This window comes from Agrobacterium sp. rho-13.3, from assembly GCF_033957765.2.
GTDB lineage: Bacteria > Pseudomonadota > Alphaproteobacteria > Rhizobiales > Rhizobiaceae > Agrobacterium.
In genome coordinates, this window is sequence record NZ_CP192775.1 from 751,211 (window position 1) to 772,692 (window position 21,482).

General features: G+C 55.3%; 22 protein-coding genes. 9 read left to right on the plus strand and 13 right to left on the minus strand.

Annotation, left to right across the window (positions count from 1 at the left end; translation table 11 throughout):
• Window positions 1–13: 13 nt before the first annotated feature.
• On the plus strand, window positions 14–1,303 hold the full coding sequence (locus RMR16_RS18380; RefSeq protein ID WP_320198758.1) for a lipopolysaccharide biosynthesis protein: 1,290 nt from the start codon (window positions 14–16) through the stop codon (window positions 1,301–1,303).
• The gene (locus RMR16_RS18385) at window positions 1,300–2,388 is read left to right on the plus strand and encodes a hypothetical protein (protein ID WP_320198759.1); all 1,089 of its coding nucleotides are present in this window, start codon (window positions 1,300–1,302) and stop codon (window positions 2,386–2,388) included. The genes RMR16_RS18380 and RMR16_RS18385 overlap by 4 nt, the downstream gene beginning before the upstream one ends.
• On the opposite strand, the gene RMR16_RS18390 is transcribed toward RMR16_RS18385, so the two are convergent.
• The 3 genes from RMR16_RS18390 to RMR16_RS18400 all read right to left on the minus strand — a co-directional run bounded on the left by RMR16_RS18390 (window position 2,382) and on the right by RMR16_RS18400 (window position 6,100).
• The gene (locus RMR16_RS18390; RefSeq protein ID WP_320198760.1) at window positions 2,382–4,565 is read right to left on the minus strand and encodes a glycoside hydrolase; all 2,184 of its coding nucleotides are present in this window, start codon (window positions 4,563–4,565) and stop codon (window positions 2,382–2,384) included. The genes RMR16_RS18385 and RMR16_RS18390 overlap by 7 nt on opposite strands.
• Window positions 4,562–5,557, minus strand: a complete 996-nt coding sequence (locus RMR16_RS18395; protein WP_320198761.1) for a glycosyltransferase family 2 protein — start codon at window positions 5,555–5,557, stop codon at window positions 4,562–4,564. The genes RMR16_RS18390 and RMR16_RS18395 overlap by 4 nt, the downstream gene beginning before the upstream one ends.
• 180 nt (window positions 5,558–5,737) lie before the next feature.
• A complete protein-coding gene (locus RMR16_RS18400; RefSeq protein WP_320199003.1) occupies window positions 5,738–6,100 on the minus strand; it encodes a hypothetical protein in 363 nt (120 codons plus the stop codon).
• Window positions 6,101–6,592: 492 nt separating this feature from the next.
• Here RMR16_RS18400 and RMR16_RS18405 point away from each other — a divergent pair, with 492 nt between their 5' ends.
• Window positions 6,593–6,700 (plus strand): BA14K family protein, encoded by a 108-nt coding sequence (locus tag RMR16_RS18405; RefSeq protein ID WP_320199004.1) that lies wholly within the window; start codon window positions 6,593–6,595, stop codon window positions 6,698–6,700.
• Window positions 6,701–6,708: 8 nt separating this feature from the next.
• On the opposite strand, the gene RMR16_RS18410 is transcribed toward RMR16_RS18405, so the two are convergent.
• From RMR16_RS18410 to RMR16_RS18440, 7 genes are all read right to left on the minus strand, one after another.
• Complete coding sequence (locus RMR16_RS18410) at window positions 6,709–7,440, minus strand: copper homeostasis protein CutC (RefSeq protein WP_320198762.1); 732 nt, start codon at window positions 7,438–7,440, stop codon at window positions 6,709–6,711.
• Window positions 7,441–7,446: 6 nt separating this feature from the next.
• Window positions 7,447–8,451 (minus strand): ABC transporter ATP-binding protein, encoded by a 1,005-nt coding sequence (locus RMR16_RS18415; RefSeq protein ID WP_320198763.1) that lies wholly within the window; start codon window positions 8,449–8,451, stop codon window positions 7,447–7,449.
• Between the two features lie 15 nt (window positions 8,452–8,466).
• Window positions 8,467–9,525, minus strand: coding sequence for a Gfo/Idh/MocA family protein (locus tag RMR16_RS18420; protein WP_320198764.1), 1,059 nt, complete (start codon window positions 9,523–9,525; stop codon window positions 8,467–8,469).
• Window positions 9,522–10,361 (minus strand): carbohydrate ABC transporter permease, encoded by an 840-nt coding sequence (locus tag RMR16_RS18425; protein WP_320198765.1) that lies wholly within the window; start codon window positions 10,359–10,361, stop codon window positions 9,522–9,524. The genes RMR16_RS18420 and RMR16_RS18425 overlap by 4 nt, the downstream gene beginning before the upstream one ends.
• A 14-nt stretch (window positions 10,362–10,375) precedes the next feature.
• Entirely contained in the window at window positions 10,376–11,323 is a 948-nt protein-coding gene (locus RMR16_RS18430; protein WP_320198766.1) for a carbohydrate ABC transporter permease, read from the minus strand.
• Between the two features lie 112 nt (window positions 11,324–11,435).
• Window positions 11,436–12,695, minus strand: a complete 1,260-nt coding sequence (locus tag RMR16_RS18435) for an ABC transporter substrate-binding protein (RefSeq protein ID WP_320198767.1) — start codon at window positions 12,693–12,695, stop codon at window positions 11,436–11,438.
• 61 nt (window positions 12,696–12,756) lie between these two features.
• A complete protein-coding gene (locus RMR16_RS18440) occupies window positions 12,757–13,650 on the minus strand; it encodes an N-acetylmuramic acid 6-phosphate etherase (RefSeq protein ID WP_320198768.1) in 894 nt (297 codons plus the stop codon).
• Window positions 13,651–13,858: 208 nt separating this feature from the next.
• On the opposite strand from RMR16_RS18440, the gene RMR16_RS18445 reads away from it, so the two are divergent.
• From RMR16_RS18445 to nagA, 4 genes are read left to right on the plus strand one after another with little or no spacing between them, the layout of a single operon-like run.
• Window positions 13,859–14,746 carry a BadF/BadG/BcrA/BcrD ATPase family protein gene (locus RMR16_RS18445; protein ID WP_320198769.1) on the plus strand — a complete coding sequence of 296 codons (888 nt, stop codon included), beginning with the start codon at window positions 13,859–13,861 and terminating at the stop codon, window positions 14,744–14,746.
• Window positions 14,743–15,507 carry a GntR family transcriptional regulator gene (locus tag RMR16_RS18450; RefSeq protein ID WP_320198770.1) on the plus strand — a complete coding sequence of 255 codons (765 nt, stop codon included), beginning with the start codon at window positions 14,743–14,745 and terminating at the stop codon, window positions 15,505–15,507. The genes RMR16_RS18445 and RMR16_RS18450 overlap by 4 nt, the downstream gene beginning before the upstream one ends.
• 19 nt (window positions 15,508–15,526) lie before the next feature.
• Window positions 15,527–16,549, plus strand: a complete 1,023-nt coding sequence (locus tag RMR16_RS18455) for an SIS domain-containing protein (protein ID WP_320198771.1) — start codon at window positions 15,527–15,529, stop codon at window positions 16,547–16,549.
• Window positions 16,546–17,706, plus strand: coding sequence for an N-acetylglucosamine-6-phosphate deacetylase (nagA, locus tag RMR16_RS18460; protein WP_320199005.1), 1,161 nt, complete (start codon window positions 16,546–16,548; stop codon window positions 17,704–17,706). Before RMR16_RS18455 ends, nagA begins: the two co-directional genes overlap by 4 nt.
• A gap of 87 nt (window positions 17,707–17,793) precedes the next feature.
• Here nagA and RMR16_RS18465 read toward each other — a convergent pair whose 3' ends face one another.
• From RMR16_RS18465 to RMR16_RS18475, 3 genes are all read right to left on the minus strand, one after another.
• Complete coding sequence (locus RMR16_RS18465) at window positions 17,794–18,162, minus strand: response regulator (protein ID WP_320198772.1); 369 nt, start codon at window positions 18,160–18,162, stop codon at window positions 17,794–17,796.
• 150 nt (window positions 18,163–18,312) lie between these two features.
• Window positions 18,313–18,858 (minus strand): hypoxanthine phosphoribosyltransferase, encoded by a 546-nt coding sequence (gene hpt, locus RMR16_RS18470; RefSeq protein ID WP_320198773.1) that lies wholly within the window; start codon window positions 18,856–18,858, stop codon window positions 18,313–18,315.
• Between the two features lie 81 nt (window positions 18,859–18,939).
• A complete protein-coding gene (locus RMR16_RS18475; RefSeq protein WP_320199006.1) occupies window positions 18,940–19,611 on the minus strand; it encodes a hypothetical protein in 672 nt (223 codons plus the stop codon).
• A gap of 197 nt (window positions 19,612–19,808) precedes the next feature.
• On the opposite strand from RMR16_RS18475, the gene ftsE reads away from it, so the two are divergent.
• Window positions 19,809–20,468, plus strand: a complete 660-nt coding sequence (gene ftsE / locus RMR16_RS18480; RefSeq protein ID WP_320198774.1) for a cell division ATP-binding protein FtsE — start codon at window positions 19,809–19,811, stop codon at window positions 20,466–20,468.
• Entirely contained in the window at window positions 20,461–21,462 is a 1,002-nt protein-coding gene (locus tag RMR16_RS18485; RefSeq protein ID WP_320198775.1) for a cell division protein FtsX, read from the plus strand. Before ftsE ends, RMR16_RS18485 begins: the two co-directional genes overlap by 8 nt.
• The last annotated feature ends 20 nt before the right edge of the window (window positions 21,463–21,482 follow it).

The window sequence follows — 21,482 nt, forward strand, 5'->3', positions numbered from 1 at the left end:
TGGGGATACCTGGATGATCTCCAGCGACAAAAAGGACAAGCCTCGGTTGATCGGCATGTTGCTGTCTTATAGCGCATCCTCGGCAAGCCTGTTGATCGCCAACGCCGCACAGCTCATCACCTTCGCAATATTGGCACGATCATTCGGTGCGGAAGAATTTGGTCGTTACGTCTCTTTCATTGCGATAACCAGCATTGCGGTTCATCTGTGCGGTCTTGGCGCTTCGGAATGTCTCGTGCGCCGCGTGCCTCAGGACCCTCGGTGCTTTCCAAGAATATTTGGCCATAACCTCATTCTAACCTTTGTCAGCGGCGCAGTTCTGGTAGCTCTCGGCACCATCATATTGCCGGAGTTCATTACCTTCGGTCAGACAACAGGCCAGAGCGTGCTGACCACGTTCCAGCTGATATTGACCAATGTTGTGCTGGTTCGGCTTATCATGCTCGGTGAAAGCATATTTCTCGCACACTCGAAATATGGAGCGGCCAACGCTTCCGTTGTCGGCTTTGCTTTCATTCGCACGGTGACAGCAGCACTTGCCTGTTTTGCGTTTCAGGTTACGACCGTTGAAAGCTGGGCGACGTGGCAGCTTGCGGCCCACCTTTTCACCCTCGTTCTTTACGCCTATTTCGCGTTCCGCATCGGTCGGCCGCAATATGTCATAGAGCGGGAGGAAATTCGGCTTGGACTGTTGTTTGCGACACCGTTCATTTTCCGCGCAATTCGACAGAACGTTGACCTTTTGGTGCTTGGTTTTGTTGCCGGGGCGGAGGTCGTTGGAAGTTACGGTGTGGCACGCAGGATCACCGATAGCAGTTACATGGCCATCGATGCGTTGAACCGACTTGTCTATCCTCGGCTTGCCGTCGCAAGCATGGCAGGCATTCACCACGCCTTCCGGCTGACCATCCGCATCTTGGGCGTGGCTCTGGCATTGGGGTTCATCGCGGCCATCGTTATCTACATATCCGCTTCATTCATGCCTTTGATTTTCGGACCCGAATACGTGTCCCTGCCGCACTTCTTGCGGATCATGGCATGGCTCATCGTTTTCGTTGCCGTATGGTCCATTGCGGTTGACTTGCTGGGGGCCGCTGGGCAGCACTCATCACGGGCGTGGGTTTTGAACCTGTCAAACGGCATCGGCGCAATACTGATCGGCGTCGCAGCCTGGATTTGGCCGCCCTATGGCATTTTTATTGCCGGCTACATGATCGAAGCGAGCATTGTTTTGGCGGCGTGGCTCGTCGTGAAGGTTCACGTCACGCGCTCATTGGCGAAAAGTCGGGAGATTGAAGCATGACATCAGATCACGTCACAAAGGTTAGACCCGCAGAATCTGCTGATGTTCCCCAAATCGGTGCTCTCTTCACGTCGGTCTTTAGAAAAAACGCCACGCCGAATAAGGCAGACCTGAACGACTATCTATCGCAGCTGTTGTTTTCACACCCCAACTACACGCCCGAAAACGGTAGTATTGTGTCTGTCGATGGCGCCGGGAGCGTCAAAAGCGCTCTTACCATTTTGCCAATGGCCTACAGAATCGGCGAGGATCCCGTTACGGCGCGGTTGGCCTGCGCCTTCATGGCTGCCGAGGATGCAAATCCACGCAGTATCGCCGCACTCATTTTTCAGATACGGCCACGCCCAAGTCAAATCTGCTTCTCCGATAGCGCGGCACCTGTGAGTGTATCCCACTTAAAAGCTATCGGCGGTGTGGAACTGCCGGTTCAGGGATTGCGCTGGTACAAAATCTTCAAACCCTTGCCCTCCGCAATCGGCTATATCAGACGCCGGGTCTCCCAGAAATATCCAAGTCTGCTGAGCGCAGGCCATCTGCCCCCAGCATCTTCTGTTGCTGGCACATCATCTGCATCGGGTTACAGCGCTCGAAAAGCAAGTCCTGACGTTTATGCGGACTATGCCAATCGATTCCTGTCCGGCTATGCAGTTGCACCCATTTATACCGCTGCCGGACTGGAATGGACGCTCAAACTTTCAAGCGACGAAAATGGTCACGGTCAGCTCACTCTTGCACAGGTGCATGACGACAACGGAGATATATGCGGGGTGTTTTCCTTTGCCGGCGCACGGAGTGGCGAAGCGCAGATACTCGATCTTCTAGCGCAGACTGGCAAGCAAGATGCCGTCTTGGACATGGCTCTGGAAGCGCTCAAGAACGCCGGATTCGCTTTCGCCTCTGCCCAGCTTCGACCGGAAATGATACCTTCATTATCCAGGCATCACGGCATCTGGTATCGTCACGTCACCGGCGTTTCCGCCGCTTCAAGATCAACGGAATTCAAGCAGGCCATGCAAAACGGCCAAGCCTATATTGGCGGAATCGCGGGCGAAAGCTGGAGCCGTCTGGTGCGCGATTTCTATTGATTGGCTTGAGGAGCCTCGGTTTTTTCGACGAGAAAATAGGTTGTGGGACCGCTCGGTGGGTCATTGGTCAGCGTGATGTTTTGACGGCCAATGGCATTGATCAAAGGTGGATATATGTGACCATCCAATCCGACCGGTGAAATCCTGAACGCGCCATCGCTGGCAAATTGAAGGCTGAGCGCCATTCGCCGGATCATCACCGGAAGGCGCCCGAAATCCACAATGACACGTTCCTCCGCATCCCGAAACGTCATGCCGGTATTATGGGCGTCGGAGGCCAGGATCAAAAGCTGCTTTTCGCTGGTCTCAAGCGGCTGGCCATCCAGCGAGGAAATCGCAAAAAGGCCCCGACCGTCCGCCGATTGCAAACTGACGAAGCCAAGGTCAATGGTGGCATCGATTTTATCGAAGGCAAGTGCCTCGGTTTTGGGCGAGCGCAAGGCAAGGCTCTTTTCCGGTGCATCCAGCCGTAACTCACCTGTCTGGCTGACGACATGACCTTGATCGAGATCGGCAGGGCTGGACGGGACCAGATCTCCATTGGCTTTCAGTCGCGCAACAATATCCATCGGTGTCTGACCATCACGTACCGGACCCACTGCAACAGACCCGGTTTGATGTTCTGCGGACGGTTGAAGACCTATCGCGCCTACCAGCCCAAGACGCGTCAAGGTTTCTGGCTCCATGTCGTTGATGCCCTGGGTCAAACCAGATTGCCCATCGGTCAAGAAAGGTATGCGCAGCGAGGAGGGTTTGACATCTCCCCGGCGAAAAACGAGGGCGGCAAGCGTTTCGCCGGCACGGGCAACCGGATCAAGCGCAATAGCATAGGGAAGCATCTGTTTTTTATGCGGAAAGTCCTCGCCATAGGAGAGGATGATCGGGCCATGAGCGTGGCGGCACAACACGTCCCAATCCTGCAAGGCAGCAAAGGATGACGCCGCAAGGCCCGCTTCATATCGGTAGGGGCTCCAGAAAAGATGGTCGTATTCGGTGACAAAAAACGGACGCCCGAACCAGCGCGCAGCACCTATGGTCCGCAGATAACGAAGACCATCCACCAGTGAACTTGTTCCTTGAACACTTGTGCCGGGCGCATAGGAACCGACCCAATCCTGATAGGTGTTCATGGCCACCGCATCCTGAATGCTGCGGCTCACAGCTGTCTGAAGTGTCGGCCAATTGTTGTAGGGCAGAATGATGCCACGAAAACCAAGATCGCGAAGCGAAGCCGTCATTCGTCGTGTCGCCGCCTTCTCGACATCGATGAAAAAGGATTGCAGATCACGCATCCGCTCACTGCGCTCATAGCGGTTCGTTGGCAGAGTAATGGACCGATCCGACAGATCACCCTCTGTCGCCCACCAGCCCCATTGCTGCCTGAGCGCGTCCGACGTGCCGTATTGTGTGAAAAGCCATTCGTTGAACAGTGGCTTGAGACGCTCGGAAAACACGCTACCACGCACATTCTCCTGCATCATCGAGTCGAATTCCAAGCCGTTTTCGTTAAACGGCACGATGGCGACCAGCGCTGGATCACGAATAGGCGCCGTGCCAGTATAGGGATTGACCTTGGCCAGAATGAGCTGCTGGAACTTGAGCCAATGATCGAAATCCGCATCATCGATCTGAGCACCCAGTTTCAGATCGCCTTTGACCTCCCATCGATCATTAAAGCCGCCATAGGCGCCACGGGAAGAACTCAACCCATCCATTATCCAGTAAATGCCGTTCCGTTTCAACGCGGCCATGAGGTAATGAATTCGATCAAGCACGTCTGGATTGAAGTCGAAATCGGTTGACCTGCCTTCCATCAACGCCGCATCGACATAGTGGAAACGGGCAATATTATAGCCATGCATCTTTAACTGAGAGGCATAAAGGTCAGCGGTCGCGTGGTCGGGGAAACCTCCGGAAGCAGGACTCCAGGCAAGAGACGCACACAGGAAACGAAGTGGTGTCTCGTTCTCTCCAATCCGCGCCAGCTTTCCAGCCGGATTGATCGTAATTCTGTCTGTTTCAACAATCGCCCTGTTCTGAAGGATGCCGGAAAAGTCCAAGGGACTGCCCGGTTGGACTTGAAGCGACTGCTCCCGCACAGGAAGCCAGTCACTCGCCAAAACCGTTTGCGTCATCAGCAAGGTGGCAATGAGCGAAGCAAACACGATGCGTTTCATGGCGATTTCAAAAGCCTACTTTCAATCCACGCATTCGGTGGCTGGCGGGAACCAAAGAAGCCAAGCGGCAGCGCCGCTGCGTGGAAATACCACGCCACAACAGCATAAAATCCCAAGGAAATGCTTCTTTGCTTTATGCTCATGATCGCAACGGGCAACAGAAGCGCGACGATGAAAGCGAGAAAACCGAGCGCGTTGTAAAACCCTGCAATCAGGCAGGCAAACAACAAAGCCCACCACACATAAACGCCGCACCACAATCGCACTTCAGGCAATTCCTTTGCCAAGGCATTAAATCGGGATTGTTCCGAGCCCGCTCTCAAAAGCTCGCCGACGCCCATCAGATATTTGGATGACCAGCGACGGGTCAGCAGCACATAGGAGTTGATGCTGTGTCCGAAGTGATCGACAAATCGCCTGTCTAAGCGATAAAGCGTCCAGCCCCGCATACGCAGACGCTGTCCAAGATCGAACTCCTCGTATCCATGCAGATTTCGATCCGTGAAATAACCGACCTCCTCAATCGCCGCACGGCGAAAAAGGCCACCGCCATTCAGGCGATCAAGCACGCCACTTCTGTTTTCCGGTGCGTTTCGTTGCACCCGGCGCGTAAATTCAAGATTATCGAGATTGACTTCGTTGACGTGGCCACTCACGCCGGCAACCCTTGGATTATGCTCGAGATACTCGAGTGCCGCAGGCAGAAATGTCGCGTCGAGCAACATATCGCCGTCCATGAGGCAGATGAATTCGCCCTTGCTATATTGAAATCCCAGTTGTGGACCCACGCCGCAGCTCGGTTTGGCTGGCGCTTGAATCTGCGCGATGATAACCGGATATCTGGAGGCGATCTCCACGGTTTTATCGCGTGATCCGCTATCAGCAATGATGATCTCGCCCTCAAGCCCCCCCAATGCCGCGATGACGCTTTCGATTGCGGCGGCGATGCGCTTTTCTTCGTTAAGCGTTTTGAGAATGATGGATATTTTCAAATCTGAAACCGACAACTAGGACGCGATTTCAGCAGATTACATCCTGCGGCGAGAATGTATATACGTGTTTGCTTATATGATTAATGGTAACTGCGCGCGGATATGGATCGTCAATCACCAACCTCCAACCTCCCGGCAAAACAACTGCTCTGCCGGGAAGTAAAGAACGCCGTTATGGCATCACGCCTCGACTGTTTCGCGCACATCGTCCAACAGGAAATGCACAACGACATATTTGGTCTCGTAAGGCCTGCCGCTGTCCGGCGTTGTTTCCTCGGTTCCACCATCGACCGGATGCCAGTTCTGATAATGTGGATTGTTGGCAATCAGGGTGATGGCCTTACCGGAAAACTTGCCCTGAAGCCGGTAGCGTGCCTCGGCCAGTGGCCAGATGCGCTCATAATCCTGCTGCGAGAGGCGAACTTTCAAAGCCTGGCGACGGATCGCCTCACCGGATGACTGGCTAGTCGGCTCACTTGCCGGAACATCCAGCGTCACTTCTTCTGCGCCGTCCAATATGGAGTTAAATTCATCGGGCCACATTCGTCTCATGAAACTGCTCCTCCCAGGCTTTCTTCATCAGGCACCAAAATGTAACGCGTTTGAGGCGGGAAGCAATGCCGATCTGACGATTTACGTCATAGCCTTACCGAGCTGGATCGGCGCGCACCATAAAAGGGTCAAGAATGATCACAGCTTCTTTGTTTCTTACAGGGAAATACACTTTGCGCGCATGCGGGTTTTCTACCGCTCTATAAGATTTGGAACCAAACCCAAGGGTGCACGTTGTTTTTGGTAAGATAAAAGAGGAATAATCCCATGTCCAAAGCTGCGAAATTCATGTCTATACTCGCTCTGAGCGGTGGCCTTGTCGCAATTTTGGGTGGGCCTGCAAGTGCTCTCAGCCTGATCGCACCGGTTGAAGGACCGTCGAGCGCGCAGAGTTCTGCCTATGGTAATGCTCCAGTGGCGTTCGTAGGTGGGGCAAATGGCGCAGGTTCTGACAATAGCTCTCTCTTATCGACAGCAGAATTGATGCACGTTCAGTGGTGCGCAGAGCGCTACACATCATCTTACCACGCCTCAGATAATACTTACGCGACGTCTAAAGGCACCCGAGTTGAGTGCCGTTCGCCCTATTGAGAATATTTTTAGACGCGGTGATCGAGCAATATCTTTTTCATAGCGTGGACAAGGCGAGCGTCGGTTCGTTTGATCTGAGGATCAGAAAACCCGAAAGCTGCTACCGCCGGATTAGCAACATCGACGTTTGACGAGCAGGATGAGTGGATCTCGGAAACCTCCACCTGCGCCAACAATTTTTCAACAGTTTCCAGATTGACGCCTGAGCCGGGCATGATGGAAATTTGCCCATTGGCGACCTCAACCGCAGTTTTCAGATCATCGATCCCTTCGGACGCAGAAAGCGCGCGTCCCGAGGTCAAAATACGCTCGAAACCACAAGCTGTGGCGATCTCGATCGCGTCCGCGATATCGGGAACGAGATCGAAGGCTCGGTGCAAAGTGCGCGGCATGGAGGCGATCACCTCTGACAATTGGGTCAAGGCATCGTGGTCCAGCCGACCATCCGGCAGATTTGCACCAAACACCACACCCGCAATGCCGCACGACGCCGCAAATCTGATATCGTCTTCCATTACGGCCAGTTCTTCGGCGGAGTAAACGAAATCTCCAACGCGTGGCCGGATCATGGCATAACAGGGAACCGAAGACCGTCCGGCAAGGGTCATCAGCCCGGCAGATGGTGTCAATCCGCCAACGGCCAGCGCGCTGCACAGTTCTATGCGGTCGGCACCGCCATCAATTGCGGCTCGCAGACCTGCCGCATCATCGACACAGACTTCCAGCAGAATATCAGTCATGGTCTTTCATGTCCGAACGGCGTTGCCATCCGCATCGAAACGATGGGTCGCACCGCCGCTTGGAGATGCGTACACCACATCGTCAGGCGCATAGGCATGTTCGCCAAACAGACGCACCGTCAGAAGGCCAACGGTATCGCTTTCCAGATAGACGATTGTATCGGCTCCCAGATGCTCGACATGCACGACTTTGCCCGACCATGTGCCGGTTTCGCGAGACAGCGACAAATGTTCCGGGCGGATTCCGAGTGTTTTATAGCTGCTCTCGTGCAGACGGTCGGCATCGATGAAATTCATCTGAGGTGAACCGATAAAGCCGGCGACGAACAGATTGGCAGGGCGATTGTAGAGCTCCATCGGCGAACCAACCTGCTCGATGCGACCGGCGTTCAGAACAACGATCTTGTCGGCCAGCGTCATCGCCTCAACCTGGTCATGGGTCACATAGATCATCGTTGCCTTCAGGCGACGGTGCAGGCGGGCGATTTCCAGACGGGTCTGCACGCGCAGTGCGGCATCAAGGTTGGAGAGCGGCTCGTCGAACAGAAACAATGTTGGTTCGCGCACGATGGCACGACCAATGGCAACGCGCTGGCGCTGACCACCGGAGAGTTCCGCCGGACGTCGCTCCAGATAGGGACCAAGCGACAGCAACGAGGACGCGTTGGCAACCCGCTTCTCAATCTCGTCCTTCGGCGTTCCGGCTTGCTTGAGGCCTAGGCCCATATTGTCCTTCACCGTAAGGTGCGGATAAAGCGCATAGGACTGGAAGACCATGGCGATGCCGCGTTTGGCGGGTGGCACGGAGGAAACTTCGCGACCATCGATGACGATCTCGCCGGAGCTGATATCTTCCAGCCCGGCAATGGTGCGCAACAGGGTGGACTTGCCACAGCCAGAAGGGCCGACGAAGATCACGAACTCGCCGTCCTTGACCTCCAGATCGATCCCTTTCAGCACATCAACGGGGCCGAAGGATTTGGCGACGGATTTGAGTGTCAGATTACCCAACGATTTTCTCCAGATTCAAAGATCGACCATGCGGCCGGTGCGCGCGCTTTCATCTGCCGCAAGGCAGATCCGCAGCGATTGTACGGCGTCGGTCATGTGTCGGTTGAGATCGATATCCTCGCGGATGGCTTTCAGCACATAGGCTTGCTCGCGGTCGCACAGTTCCTGATGTCCCGGCTCGCCTTCCATCGTGAGAAACCGGTCCGGCTCTATAAACTTGCCATCCGGCCCGGTTTGCGCCTTGTGCAGACGGATCGTCGAGGTTTTGGTGTGGGTATCGATATCGTCGGATTTGGCATTCGGGTCCATCACGATCGATACGCAGCCCTTGGGCGACATCACATCTTTCACGAAGAAGGCGGTTTCCGAAATCATCGGTCCCCAACCCGCCTCATACCAGCCGACGGAGCCGTCCTCGAACGTCACCTGAAGGTGGCCGTAATTGTACATATCCGGCGCGATTTCATCGGAGAGGCGCAAGCCCATGCCGCGCACCGATACCGGCTTGGCATCGGTGATCTGGCACATGACATCGACATAATGGACGCCGCAATCGACAATCGGCGGCGTGGTCTGCATCAACGCCTTATGCGTATCCCAGGTTTTGCCTGAGGACTGTTGATTGAGGTTCATGCGGAAAACATAAGGTCCGCCAAGCTCGCGGGCGAGCGAGATCAGCTTTATCCATGACGGATGATGGCGCAGGATATAGCCGACCACCAGTTTGCGGCCATTGGCGCGGGCACAGGCGACAACGCGCTCCGCATCCGCCACCGTGGTCGCCAACGGCTTTTCCACGAACACATGGCAACCCGCTTCCATAGCCTTGATCGCAAAGGCGGCATGGCTATCGGAATAGGTGTTGATGGAGCATAGATCAGGCTTCAGCTCTGCCAGTGCCCCATCGAATGAAGACAAGATTTCGTGACCCGCCAGCGGCTCCGGTAGCACGGGCTTCGAGCGATTGACGAGACCGACGATTTCAAAACCGGGATTGGCGGCGTAGGCCAGAGCATGGCTCAAACCCATATTGCCAAGACCGGCGACCAGAACCTTGAGGGGTTGCGTGCTCATTTCACCGCTCCTGCCGTGATACCGCGGATCAGTTGCCGCGAGAAGATGGTGTAGAGGACAAGCACCGGAGCAATCGCCAGCGATAGCGCCGCCAACACGGCGTTCCAATTGGTCACGAACTGGCCAATAAAGATTTGTGTGCCGAGCGTAATTGTTTTTGTTGCCTCACTCGGTGCAAGGATCAGCGGGAACCATAGATCATTCCAGATCGGGATCATCGTAAAGACGGCAACGGTTGCCATGGATGGGCGGATGAGCGGCAGCACCAGCCGGAAGAAGATTTTGTATTCCGAAAGTCCATCGATGCGCCCGGCATTTTTCAGATCATCGGACACGGTGCGCATGAATTCCGAGAGAATAAAAATCGCAAGCGGCAAGCCTTGAGCGGTGTAGACCAGAATGAGGGCGGTGCGCGTATTCACCAGCCCGGTCGCCACCATACCCTGCAAAATGGCAATCGTGCCAAGCCGAATAGGGATCATGATGCCGAGCGCCATGTAAAGGCCCAGCAGCATATTGCCCTTGAAGCGGTACTCCGACAGCGCAAACGCTGCCATCGCTCCAAACAGCAACACCAGCGCAATCGACACGACCGTAACGATCAGCGAGTTCTGCATGTAATGCACGAAATCGCCCTGCCCCAGCACAGTGGTGTAGCCGACGAGATCGAACGTTGAAGGCGTCGGCGGCAACATCGGATTGCGGAAAATAGCGTTTCGCGACTTGAACGAGTTGATAATCGTCAGCACCACCGGAAACAGCGCAATGGCGGTGTAGGCAAGCAGAACCGCATGGGCGGAGGCCGTGCGGGCGAAGGAGGAACGGGCTTTCGACATTTCTGTTTCTCCTTTCAGAACTGATAGCGGCGCATGCGGCGTTGGATGGCGAAGAGATAGAAGCTGACGCCACCGAGGATGATGAGGAACATCACCGTCGCAATCGTTGCGCCCATTGAGCGATCACCGAGCTGAAGCTGGAAACCGAAGAAGGTGCGATAAAGCAGGGTTCCAAGAATATCAGTCGATCCATCCGGCCCGGCAAGCGCGCCTTGCACCGTGTAGATCAAATCGAAGGCGTTGAAATTGCCGACAAATGTGAGGATAGAGATGATGCCGACGGCAGGCAAGATAAGTGGCAGCTTGATCTTCCAGAACTGGCTCCAGCCGGTGATACCGTCCATTTCGGCCGCTTCGATCACTTCGTCTGGAATGTTCAAAAGCGCAGCATAAATCAGCATCATAGGAATGCCGACATATTGCCACACCGAAATCAATGATACGGCAATGAGCGCCGAACCCGGTCGTCCAAGCCACGGCGCAAACAGGGATTTCAGATACACAAGATCAAGCAGCGTTGGTGCCACACCCCAAAGCGGCGAGAGGATCAGCTTCCAGATGAAGCCGACGATAACAAATGACAGCAGTGTCGGCAGAAAAATGGCTGTGCGATAGAAGGCGGAAAAACGCAGCTTTGGCAGCGACAGCAATGCCGCAAGCGCCACGCCTATGGGGTTCTGTACCAGCATGTGAATGATGAAGAAATAGGTGTTGTTGAGCAGCGCGTTCCAGAAGCTGACGGACCAGCGGTCCTCACCGAAAAGCGTTTTGAAATTCTGCAATCCCACAAAAGCCCTCTGCCCATCGACTTCATTAAAGAAGGAGAGCCAGAGCGTGCCGCCGAGCGGAATGATCATGACGGCGGTATAGACCAGAAATGCCGGCAGCATGAAGACAAGGATATGCCAGCGGATCGGTCGCCTGATCGATCTTTGATCATTTGAAGTGATATCGGCGCTCATGGGACCAGTCCAGATTGTCTCGGAAATTGAAAATGGATCGTTGCGCTATGCAGTTGGAATGCATAGCGCGATGGCGGTCGCAAAACCGCCATCGTACCAAAAACCGTGAGGCTTACTTCGCAGGCTTGTACCAGCCGTCGAGACCCTTTTGCAGCTTTTCAGAAGCAACAGCAGGTGTATCGGTACCATTGATCACATTGGCTGCCTCAACCCAAGTCTCGTTTTCGAGGTTTGGTGTGCCACGCGACAGGATCTGATAGGTCGAACGAATGGTTGGCTTGCACTTTTCGCGCCAAGACACGAATTCCTGAGCAAGAGGATCAGCCATCTTCACGGCAGTTTTGTTCAGGCTGAAGAAGCCCGGCAGTGCGTTTGCATAAAGATCAGCAAATTCCGGCGAAGACACCCAGGTCAGGAACTTGGCCGCTTCTTCTGGGTGCTTGGACTTTGCATTCACGCCCATGCCGATGTCGGTGTGGTCGGAGATGTAGCAAGCATCGCCTTCCTTCTCGACTGGTGGCAGGAACGCACCCATTTTGAACTGAGCCTGCGTATTGAAGCCGGAGATTTCCCAGGAGCCAGCCGGATAGATAGCGGCGCGACCCAACGTAAATAGGTTCTGGCTGTCTGGATAAGTCTGGGCTTCGAAACCATCACCGAGATAAGGCTTCCACTTGGCAAGCACTTCATAGGGCTTTACCCAATCGGCATCCGTCAGTTTCTGACCACCCTTGATCAGCGCGAGGCGGCCTTCTTCGCCCTTCCAATAGTTCGGACCGATGTTCTGGTAGCCCATGGTTGCGGCTTCCCAAAGGTCTTTGGTGCCCATGGCCATCGGAATATATGTGCCGTCAGCCTTAATTTTGTCGAGAGCGGCGAAGAATTCGGCCTGCGTCTTCGGAACTTCGATTTTCAGCGCGTCGAAAGCGTCTTTGTTGTAGATGAAACCGTGGATAACAGATGCCATCGGCACGCAGAAGGTTTTGGCACCATCATCCGTAGACCAAGCGGTTTTTGCAACGTCGGAGAAGTTCTCCATGCCAGGGTTCTTGGTCAGATCACCCAGATAGCCCTTTTTGAAAAGCTCAAGCGAGGCATCGAACGGGCGGCATGTGATGAGGTCGCCAGCAGAGCCGGATTCCAGCTTGGCATTGAGTGCGGCATTATATTCAGTCGGTGCCATTGGCTGGAACACGAGCTTGATGCCCGGATTCTTTGCCTCGAATGCTGGAATAAGTTTGTCTTTCCAGATTGCCAGATCGTCGTTGCGCCAGCTTTCGATGGTCAACGTCACGTCTGCGGCAGATGCCAAGCCGGCATAGCCCAACAGGCTCGCGCCCAGTAGAAGTGTTTTCGTGAGATTACGGGTCATTTTGTTCTCCCTCTTGGTGTAACGCCGCCACGGCGCCCATCACTTGTGATTTTTCCCAGTCCTATCCGCCGATCAGCCCAAGCGCGCGCCGAACATTGTGGCCGCTTGTCTCGAGCATGGTTTCAGCCGAATTCTCATCTTTCGCACCTGCAGCAAGCAGGATCGCGATCTTCACGGAGCCGGACGCCTTTTCCACCAATCGTCCAGCCTCGTTTACGTCTACGCCCGTGACGCCGGATACGATCCGCGCCGCGCGGTCCACCAGCTTTTTGTTATCAGCCCGCAGATTGACCATGTAACCGTCATGCACATGGCCAAGACGGATCGCCATCAGCGTCGAAAACATATTGAGCGCAATTTTCTGTGCCGTTCCCGCTCCCATGCGAGTCGAGCCTGATACGAATTCCGGCGGCGTGCGCAGCAGAATTGCAACGTCACAATCATTAAACAGCTTGGCATCCGGGTTGTTGGCAATGGCCACCACCCGCGCGCCTTTTTTCCGCGCCACGTCCGCGACAGCCAAAGCATAAGGCGTCGATCCGCTGGCGGAAATTGCAACGACGCAGTCTCCCGCACCGATCGCTGCCTGCGCATCTATCCTTGCCTGCTCCACATCATCTTCAGGCGCACCCGGCATATCGGACAGATTGCTCGCACCGCCCGCAAACAGAATCTCGATCTGGTCACGCCCGATGCCGTAGGTTCCCGGCAATTCCAGCCCGTCGGCCATCGCCATCAAACCGGAGCTTCCCGCACCGGCGTAAACCAGCTTGCATCCAGACGCGATGGCATCGGCTGCAAGTGCCGACGCCGCAGCAATCGCATCACGCACCGCATCCACAGCCCGCGCAGCTTCCTGCTGGCCCGAACTCAAAAGCAACAGAACATCACCCGGCACCATCGTGTCGAGCCCCTTTGCTTTTTCGTGCAAACCTTCCGTTCCGCCTGCGCTCATTCGAAAACTCCCTGTCATCGAATTTAATGCCAAAAAAATACCAATTGTCCAGCGACTTTTAATTTTTCGTTTATTTTTTACGTTCCCAAAACCAAAGATACCGATTAAACCGTTGTTTAAGTTCGATATTTTATCAATAAAAGAAAATTAATTTTTATCTCTTGGATATTGGTATTTTTTTGGTATCTTCTTCTCAGGAGACAGTTTCATGCAGCGATATCTCGTGGGAATCGACGGCGGCGGCACAAGTTGCCGGGCAGCAGTCGCAGATGCCAACGGCCTTATTCTGGGCCGTGGCAAAAGCGGTGCGTCCAACATTATGACTGCGCCCGACACGGCAATCCTGAACATTGCAGATGCAGCGAAAGCTGCTTTCACGGATGCGGGACTTGACACAGCCCTTGTGAGACATGCTTCCGCGTATCTTGGACTTGCTGGCAACCATGTCGAAAATACCGTCGCCTATGTCATGCCGCGCCTGCCGTTTCATCAGTCGATCATCGAATCCGACGGGTTGATCGCGCTACAAGGCGCTCTTAGCGATGGTGATGGCGCAGTCGCCATTCTCGGCACCGGAACGATTTACATCGCCCGCACTGGCGCAGACGTTCGTTATGTTGGCGGCTGGGGTTATCACCTCGGTGATCTGGGCAGTGGCGGCAGGCTGGGACAAATGGCGTTGCAGGAAAGCCTGCTTGCCTATGATGGGATAGCACCACAAACTGCGATGACCCGCGCCATGCTTGATGACTTCAGCAATGAACCGCGCAAAATGGTGGCCTTTTCACAGGCAGCCAAACCCGGCGACTATGGCCGTTACGCACCCCGCGTCTTCGAATTTGCTGCAATTGGCGACGAAGCGGCACTCGCAATTTTGAGGCAGTCGGCAAGTTTTATTGATCAGTCACTGGACCGCGTATCTGAAATAACGGGCGGTGGCAGACTGTGCCTTCTCGGCGGGCTGTCTGCCCTTTATGCGCCATATCTCGCAGCGCGCCACCGGGAGCGCCTCGTTCAACCAGCAGAAGACGCGCTTGCCGGCTCGATTGCGCTGGCGAAAGCCGCCTTCTCGAACGTAGAGGCAGGTGCAATATGACAGAAGCAATGTCCGAGTTCCTGTCCCCAGATGATCTACAGTCGAGCGGATCAGGACCGCTTTATATGAAGCTTCGGCAATCGCTGGAAGACGCCATCCTGTCCGGCAAACTCAGCCATGGCCAAGCATTGCCGCCCGAACGAGATCTCGCTGAATTTGCGAATGTTAGCCGGGTAACAGTGCGCAAGGCCGTGGATGATCTGGTGAAAGACGGTCTGCTGACCCGTAAGCACGGTTCCGGAACCTTCGTCATGAAACCCGTCTCGCGCCTGCAACAACCGCTGTCGCGACTGACCTCGTTCACCGAGGATATGGCGCGGCGCGGTTATGTCACTCGTTCCGAATGGTTGGGGCGTGGGCTTTTTCACCCGTCATCGGACGAAATGATGATGCTGGGCCTCAAGGTCGATATGATGGTTGCACGGCTGGAGCGCTTGCGCATCGCCAATGAATTGCCACTTGCCATCGAACGCGCCAGCCTTGCTTCCGATATCCTGCCCGATCCAAAGGCGGTGGGAACTTCTCTTTATGCCGAACTTCATCGCACGGGTTACAAGCCCGTCCGCGCTGTTCAGCGCATCTGGGCCTGCAATGTGACCCGCGAGGACGCTGCATTGCTGGCCGTTCCTGAAGGTTCTGCGGGTCTTGCCATCGAGCGGATATCCTATCTCGATTCCGGCCGCGTGGTGGAGTTGACCCGCTCGCTTTATCGCGGCGATGCCTATGATTTCGTAGCCGAAATGACATTGACCGACGGCTGATACCAGAAAAGAGAATGCCATGACGACGCATATGCGCCAAGAAATCAACGAAATTCCCGATGCAGCCAGCCGCCTGCTGAGCCGTTCGCATGATACTCTGCAAGCAGCGGGCAAAGCGCTGCGCGAGCGCGATCCTGCCTTTCTCATCACCATCGCGCGCGGCTCGTCCGATCATGCCGCACATTTCCTCAAATACGCGATTGAACAACAGGCTGGCCGCGCAGTCGCCTCCATCGGCCCTTCTCTGGCGTCGATCTACGGTAAATCACTGAAGCTCGATCAGGCGGCAGCGATCTCGATTTCGCAATCCGGCAAAAGCCCGGATATCGTCGCGCTTGCCCAATCTGCGGCAGCATCCGGTGCGTTGACAATATCGCTTACCAACACACAACCCTCACCGCTTTCCGATGCGTCGGCTCATGCTGTCGATATCAATGCAGGACCAGAACTTGCGGTCGCGGCAACCAAATCCTTCTTCAACTCTGTGTTGGCAGGTCTGGCAATCCTGTCCGAGTGGACCGCGGATGCGGATTTGCAGCGCTCCATCCAGCAACTGCCAGAAAAGCTTGCTCAGGCCGTAACGCTGGACTGGCATGAACTCGCAGCCGAACTGGGTGAAGCGGAATCGCTTTATATGTTGGGTCGTGGCCCGTCCTTGGCCATTGCCAGCGAAGCCGCCTTGAAATTCAAGGAGACGTCGGAAATGCACGCCGAGGCCTATTCCAGCGCCGAGGTGCTTCACGGGCCGGTGGCTCTGGTTGATCGCCGCTTTCCGGTCGTCACCTTCGCAGCGCGCGATGCGGCCCTTTCATCCGTGCTGGCCACCGCTGATGGCCTTGCTAAAAAAGGTGCGCTTGCGTTCATCACCGCAGATGGTGCGGCCCACGCACGCCGCCTCCCCTTTGTGGAAACGGGTCATCCGCTCACCGACTCCCTGGCTCTGATTGTACCATTTTACGGTTTTGTCGAAGCATGGTCGCGCTCACGCGGGTTCAACCCGGATGCGCCACCGGCCCTCAAGAAAGTCACGGAGACGCACTGATCATGGTGAAAGCACTGACCAATGCCCGAATTTTCGATGGCTTCGATTGGCATGAGAATAGCGCCCTGCTGATTGAGGACGGGAAGGTCGTGGGCATAGTCGCAAAGATCGAACTACCATCCGGTGCCACGCAGATCGATGCAGACGGTGCGACCATCGTGCCCGGCTTTATCGATCTGCAAGTCAACGGCGGCGGCGGCGTTATGCTGAACGATGACCAGTCGGTCGAGGGTATAAGGCACATTTGCGCAGCACACGCAAAATTCGGCACCACGGCTCTTCTGCCAACGCTGATAACCGATACGCGGGAGATCACGGCCGCAACGATCAAAGCCGGTTTAGAAGCCAAATCGGCAAAAATTCCCGGTTTTCTGGGCCTGCATCTCGAAGGCCCACATCTTTCCGTGGCCCGCAAGGGCACTCATCATCCCGGCCTGATCCGATCAATGGAAGATATCGACCTCGAGCGCCTTCTGGCCATCGGCCATAGCTTCGAGGCATTGATGATCACCATCGCGCCAGAAAACACCACGTTGGAACAGGTCACTGCCTTGGCAGATGGTGGCTTTACCGTCAGCCTTGGGCACACGAACGCGTCCTATGAGACCGCAAAAAACTATGCCGAAGCAGGTGCACGCACAGTAACCCACCTTTTCAATGCCATGAGCCCGCTGGAAAACCGCACACCCGGATTGGTCGGCGCAGCACTGGACCTTGGCAGTCTTTCGACCGGTATTATCGCCGATGGCTTCCATGTCCACCCGGCATCCATGGGCATAGCGCTCCGCGCAAAGCAGGGGCCAGGGCGAATTTTCATCGTAACCGATGCCATGTCGACAATCGGCACGGACATGACCGGCCTAACCCTGAACGACCGCCAGATCTATCGCAAGGACGGGCGCCTGACGCTTGCTGACGGAACGCTTGCGGGTGCTGATATCGACATGCTGTCTTCCGTCCTCTTCGTTCACCAGACACTCGGCCTCGATTTCGAAGAAGCAGTGCGGATGGCAAGCCTTTATCCCGCGCAAGCCGTTCGCATCGCCGACCGCAAAGGCCGGTTACAGGTAGGCTACGATGCCGATTTCGTGGTTCTGACCGAAAACTACCATATGATAAGCACCTGGATTGGCGGCAACGAGGTTTTCTCGGCGTAATCTGTGGAGACGCGTTGACGAAAACCAAAAGCTCAGCCCGCAGCAATACGGGCATGAAGGTATGGTCCAGAGGGAACCTGACGGCTTTTAAGCGGGAACGGCTGCCAGTGCACGGGCGACTGCCTTGCGGATGTCTGGAAGCGCAAAGGGCTTCGGCACGACGTCGATGATTTTTTCCATCAGGTCATCGGCGCGCTCGCGCTGTTCAGCATAACCCGTCATCAAAAGGATTTTGAGATTCGGAAACTGCGATGAAGCGCGGTGCGCCAACTCGATGCCATCCATGACCGGCATGCGGATATCCGACAGCAAAAGATCGAAATTTTGCTCGCTCAGTTTTTCGAAACCCTGTTCGCCATCGGCGGCTTCATAGGTTTCATGCCCATCCAGACGCAGGGCACGCGCCACGAAGGTGCGCAAAGCATCTTCGTCTTCGGTAATCAAAATTTTCGCCATTTTCCATTGCTCCTGGTATTCATTCCAGCGAGCAACAAACTCGGTCATTTCTCTTTGCAAGAGGTAAATGCCGCGTGCTATCCGGGAGGCATGGTTAACAATCCATGCCCCTCGTAAGGCGGCTGCGTGTCAAACTGAGACGCCTCTCTCTTATTCCGCGTCGCCCGTGACAACACCGACGAAAGGCAGTTCGCGGAAGGCATAAGCCACGTCCATGCCATAACCGACGACGAAGTAATCTGGGCATTCGAAGCCGACATAATCCGCTTCAAGCTGTTCCTTGCGCTTCACTTTCTTATCCAGAAGGACGGCAATCGAAACGCTGCGTGCACCGCGCTCATAAAGCAGTTCTTTCGCAAACAACAATGTGCGACCGGATTCGAGGATATCGTCGACCAGCAGAATATCGCGGTCTTTCACATCGCTGTCGATGTCCTTGACGATCCGCACGCCCTGAGAGACGGTTCCCGTTCCGTAGCTGGACAGCGTGATAAACTCCACCTCCGGTGCCAGGCCCGTATCGTGCAGGGCGCGAATCAGATCGGCAGCGAAAATGAACGAGCCCTTCAGAACTGCAATAACCAGCAAGTCATTCGTTGGCCCACCGGCAATGCGCTTGGCAAGATCGCGATTACGCTCGGCAATCTGCTCGGCAGTGTAGAGGGGTTCGATATTTTTTCCACGAACGACGGGCATGTCTTCTCCTGCGCTGAATCCGGCCTGACCTACCACCTGATAGGTCAAACCGGGAAGGAACGAGGGCGTCCGGTAGCACAGTCAGCGGTCAGAAACATCCGTTTGTGCAAAGGAAAGCCGGATTTCCGGCGTTTTTCCACCGGGATGGCGCAGTTTTGCCGAGAAACCATGGCTCAAGCCGGGCCTGATTTCGGCCACTGGCGGTTCGATCAACATGCTTGCCACCTTCTCGCCTTTCGCCACGAAGAGGTCGGCACGAATGGTCGGCACCGCTTGCACGTCATGGCCATTGTTTTCCACAATGCCGTTGATCAGCAGAACTTCCATCCCGCCTGCATCTTGCGGAGTGATGCTGACATGAGTAATTCCAAGCGGATCGACGGGAGCAGCAACGGCCGTCTTTTCGTACGGGATCATCGTGAAACCGCCGGACAAAAAGAAAACGCTGACCACGGTTGCGGCGACGATTGCCGAATATCCATCGACCGAAAGACCTGACAGCTTCCTATCCAAACGGTGAATGAAAAACCGAAAAGCGCCAAGTGCCGTCAAAGCTTGCGACTTGCTCTGTTGATAAGCCGCATGGCGATTGTCGTTTCCATAGTCACGTAAGGGCGTTTCCTTTATCGTGACAAACTCGGCATCTATGATGTCCTGCTGGCTGTTGCGGGTTCGCCACGTTTGGCGAAGCGGCGTTTCCGGCATCAAAAGGTCCAAATCGAGTGCCGCTTGTCGGCGAGATGAACGGAACATACTCATGAAGTTCCCTCGGTCACGTTTTTGGCCCGATAAAAGCTGGGCATTGAATGAAATCCTGCCTAGTCGTAAATTTAATTGGTTAATGCTTTGCAAACATCGTCTGGTGAGTCGCTCGTAAGGGCCACGCAGCTTGTAAAAGACTCAATCGTCATGCAAAGCGCGCCCTGCGGAAGAAAAAGACTGGAAGTTCGTTGATCCATTTCGAAAATGTCGGGTTACGGTACGGCATGGGCCCGGAGATTTTGCGGGACATGACCTTTGACATTCCCAAAGGGTCTTTCCAGTTTCTGACCGGCCCTTCCGGGGCGGGGAAAACAACGCTTTTGCGCCTGCTTCTCATGTCGCTTCAGCCGACGCGTGGCCATATCCGCATGTTCAATCGCGATGTGTCGCGCATTCCACGCAGCGAATTGCCGCTGCTGCGCCGCCGTGTCGGTATCGTCTTTCAGGATTTCCGGCTGCTGGATCACCTGACGACGTACGAGAATGTGGCCCTGCCGCTCCGTGTGCGGGGCAAGGAAGAAAGTGCCTATCGCAACGATGTGATCGAGCTTTTAAAATGGGTAGGCTTGGGCGAACGCATCAATGTGTTGCCGCCGATCCTTTCCGGCGGGGAAAAGCAGCGCGCCGCAATCGCGCGCGCGCTCATGGATCAGCCGGAAATATTGTTGGCAGACGAGCCCACAGGCAATGTCGATCCACCTATGGCAAAACGCCTGCTGAACCTGTTTTTAGAACTCAACCGACTTGGCACCGCCGTGGTCATTGCCACCCATGATTTCAGCATCATGGATCAGGTGGATGCACGCCGGATGATTTTGACGGAAGGGCGGCTCGACATTTATGAATGAGATGAACCGCAAAGCCCTCAAGCCTGAAAAGGCCGCGCCAAAGCTGCCGCAGATGCGTATTCGCCCCATGGCGCCCATTTTGCCACCCTCCAACATTCAGGGCAACGCGCTGATCGTGGTCATCGCGATCATGGCTTTTCTTGCCTGTCTTACGCTGGGTGCCGTCAGCATGGTGCGTGCCACCGCCTCAACATGGCAGAGCCAGATTTCTCGCGAAATCACCATTCAGATCAAGCCGGAAGACGGGCTGGACATGAATGCCGCGTTAAACAAGGCGCGCAATCTGGCGCTGACCTTCGTGGGGACGCGTGAAGGCACCATTATGGATGAAGCAGCAACGGCGCGCCTGCTGGAGCCGTGGCTGGGTGCCGGTCTTGATCTTTCAGAACTACCCGTGCCGCGCCTCGTCATCATCACCATCGATGAAAGCAATCCGCCGGATTTCGAGGCGATGCGCTCCATGCTCAAAGCGGAAATTCCGCAGGCCTTTCTGGACGACCACCGCACATGGGTGGATCGCCTTGTTTCCATGGCGCACACCACCGTCATGATTGGCCTCGGCGTATTGATTCTCGTTTTCACCGCGATGGTTTTGACTGTGGTGTTTGCGACACGCGGCGCACTTTCCGGCAATCGGCACATTGTCGAGGTTCTGCATTTTGTCGGTGCCGAAAGCAGCTTCGTGGCACGGGAATTTCAGAAACATTTTCTGAAAATAAGTCTCAAAGGCTCCGGTGCCGGCAGCGCCCTTGCCGCCGCCGTGTTTCTCGTCGCTGGTTTCTGGCAATCCCGCTCTCTCGCAACGCCCCAAAGCGATCAGGCCAGCGCCCTGTTCGGCACGTTTTCTGTCGGTGTGGACGGGTATCTTGGAATTTTTGCAACGATGATGGTCATTGCCTTGTTAACAACAGTCACCGCACGGCTGACGGTCATCCGCACCATTGATGACATAGACCGCGTGCGGTCTGATCCTTCAAAAAGCGAGGGCGTTTGAGGGCAGTGACGTGCGTGGTT